Source organism: Monashia sp. HAY1-5C, assembly GCF_056755255.1.
In genome coordinates this window covers 1-3,280 of the sequence record NZ_JBPGXG010000232.1, presented here as the reverse complement: position 1 = coordinate 3,280, position 3,280 = coordinate 1, and the positions used below count along the sequence as shown (strand labels likewise).

Genomic DNA, 3,280 nt, shown 5'->3' with positions numbered 1-3,280 from the left:
GCTTGAGGGTGCGGTTGCGCGAGAGGCGCGCGCGGGCCAGCTCGTCGTTGTAGTCGCCGCGCAGGTCCCACGCCATCGCCTTGAGCCAGGCCAGCGAGTCGACCGGCGTCCACGGCTCGACGCGGTAGCCGGGGTTGGTGCGCAGCAGGAAGGTGTACTCCAGCGACATCTTCTCCGGCGACTCGGCCTGCTTGATGTAGGCGTTGACGCCGTCGGCGTACGCCTGGAGGTACTGACGCGTCTCCGGCGCGAGCTTGGGCAGCTCGGCCTCGGCGACGCGTCGCCACCCCATCGTGCGGATGACCTTGTCGCTCTGCAGGCCACCCGCGCCCACGAGCTCGGACAGGCGCCCGGCGGTGACGTGGCGTCGCAGGTCCATCTCGAAGAAGCGGTCCTGGGCACTGACGAAGCCCTGTGCCCGGAAGAGGTCCTGGGCGTCGTCGGCGTAGATCGTCGGGACACCGCGGTCGTCGCGCTTGACCGACACCGAGCTGGTCAGGCCCTCGATCTGGAGCGTGCCGGTGGTCTGCGGGAAGGTCTGGCGCACCACTCCGACGGCGAGCACGCCCGCGCCGACGAGGACGAAGACGACGAGTACGGCGACGAGCAGGACGATCCGACGGGCGCGCTTCATCCGTGACACGCGACGAGCCTAGGCCACGGCCCACCGACGCAGCCCGCGGCACGGGGGTGCCCGGGCGGCGGGTGGCGCAATGGTTGGATTGGGCCTGACCGCGAGGAGCACCGGTGACCCGAGCCCCGTCCATCACGTCGTCGACCATGACGCTCGACGACCTCACGGGCGTGCTCCTCGTCGGTTCGCTCGTGCTCCTCGTCGCCGTGGCCGCGGTCCGCCTGTCGGTCCGCTCGGGCCTGCCCTCGCTGCTGCTCTACCTCGGGATCGGCCTGGCCCTCGGCAACGCGGGCGCCGGTATCCAGTTCGACGACGCGTCGATCACCCGGGTGCTCGGCTACGCCGCCCTCGTCCTCATCCTGGCCGAGGGCGGCCTGACGACCTCGTGGGACAACATCCGGCAGGCCGTGGCGCCGGCGTCGGTCCTCGCGACCGTCGGCGTCGTCGTCTCCGTGCTCGTCGTCGCCGTGGCCGCCCACACGATCCTGCCGCTGTCGTGGACGATCTCGCTGCTCGTCGGCGCCATCGTCACCTCGACCGACGCGGCAGCCGTGTTCGCGGTGCTGCGCAACGTGCCGCTGCCGCGACGGCTCTCGGGGATGCTCGAGGCGGAGTCCGGGTTCAACGACGCGCCGGTCGTCATCCTCGTCGTCGCCTTCGCCGCCCAGGGCGTCCCGGGAAGCCACGGCGAGCCGTGGTGGCTGCTCGTGCTCCACGCGGTGCTCGAGCTCCTCGGCGGCGCGGTCGTCGGCATCGCCGTCGGCTGGGTGGGCGGCCAGCTGCTGCGACGCGTCGCGGGCGGCTCCTCGGCCCTGTTCTCCATCGGCGTCGTCGCCCTGACCGTGCTCGCCTACGCCGTGGGCGCCGCGGTGCACGTCAGCGGGTTCCTCGCGGCCTACCTGTCGGCGCTCGTGCTCGGCAACATGGGCCTGCCCAACCGGACGCCGGTGCAGAGCTTCGCCAACGCCCTGGGCTGGATCGCCCAGATCGGCCTGTTCGTCCTCCTCGGCCTGCTCGCCGACCCGACCCGCCTCGACGAGCAGCTGGTCCCGGCGGTCGTCATCGGGCTGGTCCTGCTGCTCGTGGCCCGGCCGCTGTCGGTGTTCCTGTCGACGGTGTGGTTCCGGGTGCCCTGGCGCGAGCAGGCCTTCCTGTCGTGGGCGGGGCTGCGCGGCGCCGTCCCGGTCGTGCTGGCGACCGTCCCGCTGACCGCCGGGACCCCCGACACGGAGTGGATCTTCGACCTCGTCTTCATGCTCGTCGTCGTCTTCACCGTCGTGCAGGGCCCGACGCTGCCCTGGGTGGCCCGCCGGCTCGGGCTCACCGAGGGCGTCCACTCCGTCGACGTCGACCTCGAGTCGACGCCGCTCATCGAGATCGGCGCCGAGGTCGTGAAGGTGTCCGTGGGGAGCGAGTCACGGCTGCACGGCGTGGCCCTCTTCGAACTGCGCCTGCCCCGGGGCGCCAACGTCACGCTCGTCGTACGGGGCGGCGAGGGGTTCGTCCCCGAGCCGCACACGACCCTGCGGCACGGCGACCAGTTCCTCGTCGTGGCCACCACGACGGTCCGGCGGCGCACCGTCGAGCGCATCCGGGCGGTCAGCCGCGCCGGTCGCCTCGCGGGCTGGTCGTAGACTGGACGACGGTCTTCCCGTCTCTTTCCGATCACCGAGGTCCTCATGCCCACCTACTCCTATGCGTGCACCGAGTGCGGGCACGCCTTCGACATCCGCCAGTCGTTCACCGAGGACGCCCTGACGGTGTGCCCGGAGTGCGGCCAGCCGCGGCTGCGCAAGGTGATCCACCCGGTCGGCATCGCGTTCAAGGGCTCGGGCTTCTACAAGACCGACTCCCGCGCGTCCAACTCGAGCGGCAAGGGCTCGAAGGCCGCGAGCACCTCGTCGTCGGCCGACTCCTCGGCCGGGGGCTCGAACGGCGGGTCGGACTCCTCCTCGACGGGGTCGTCCTCCCCCGCCGACTCGTCCTCGTCGTCCTCCTCGTCGTCCTCCTCGTCCTCGTCCTCGACGGCTGCCGCGGGCTCCTCGTCCACATCCTCCTGACGCTGCGGGGCTTCGTCCCCAGGTCCGGGTCGCCCCGGCATCCCGCCGGGACCCCCGCCCTAGGCTCGGGCCATGACGACTGACGCCGCCGGCCACCCCGACGCCGAGCCCACCGCCCTCCTCGCGCCCGGCGCCGTGACCGGCGCTGCGTCCGCCGCGGCGTCCGGGACCGGCGGAGGCGGGCCGCGTGCCGAGATCGGCGTCATCGGCGGCTCCGGGCTCTACGAGTTCCTCGACGAGTACGAGACCGTCGAGGTCGACACCCCGTTCGGCCGCCCGAGCGACCCCCTCGTCGTCGGCGAGGTCGGGGGCCGGTCGGTGGCCTTCGTCGCACGGCACGGCAAGGGCCACCGGTTCCCGCCGCACCGGGTCAACTACCGCGCCAACCTCTGGGCGCTGCGCGCGGTGGGCGCCCGCCAGGTGCTCGCGCCGTGCGCCGTCGGCTCCCTCCGCGCGGACCAGGGGCCGGGGACCGTGGTCGTCCCCGACCAGGTCGTCGACCGCACCTGGGGTCGCGAGCACACGGTGTACGACGTCGAGGGGCCGGTGGTGCACGTCGGTTTCGCCGACCCGTACTGCCCGAACG

At 72.9% G+C, this 3,280-nt stretch carries 4 protein-coding genes; 3 read left to right on the top strand and 1 reads right to left on the bottom strand.

Features of this window, described 5'->3' with window-relative positions:
- On the bottom strand, window positions 1-634 hold a 634-nt coding region (locus ACR9ZK_RS21135), incomplete at its 3' end, for a penicillin acylase family protein (protein ID WP_481343934.1).
- A gap of 146 nt (window positions 635-780) precedes the next feature.
- Here ACR9ZK_RS21135 and ACR9ZK_RS21130 point away from each other — a divergent pair.
- From ACR9ZK_RS21130 to ACR9ZK_RS21120, 3 genes are all read left to right on the top strand, one after another.
- Window positions 781-2,268: a potassium/proton antiporter gene (locus ACR9ZK_RS21130; RefSeq protein WP_481343933.1), complete on the top strand. Its 1,488-nt coding sequence runs from the start codon at window positions 781-783 to the stop codon at window positions 2,266-2,268.
- A 45-nt stretch (window positions 2,269-2,313) separates the two neighbouring features.
- Window positions 2,314-2,694 carry an FmdB family zinc ribbon protein gene (locus tag ACR9ZK_RS21125; RefSeq protein ID WP_481343932.1) on the top strand — a complete coding sequence of 127 codons (381 nt, stop codon included), beginning with the start codon at window positions 2,314-2,316 and terminating at the stop codon, window positions 2,692-2,694.
- Between the two features lie 72 nt (window positions 2,695-2,766).
- Window positions 2,767-3,280, top strand: a 514-nt coding sequence (locus ACR9ZK_RS21120; protein ID WP_481343931.1) for an MTAP family purine nucleoside phosphorylase, incomplete at its 3' end; no start/stop codon positions are given.

What these genes read in the sequence shown, in the direction of transcription:
- ACR9ZK_RS21130 (WP_481343933.1), top strand. Translation starts at nt 781, where the DNA reads ATGACGCTCGACGACCTCACGGGCGTGCTCCTCGTCGGTTCGCTCGTG.
- ACR9ZK_RS21125 (WP_481343932.1), top strand. Translation starts at nt 2,314, where the DNA reads ATGCCCACCTACTCCTATGCGTGCACCGAGTGCGGGCACGCCTTCGAC.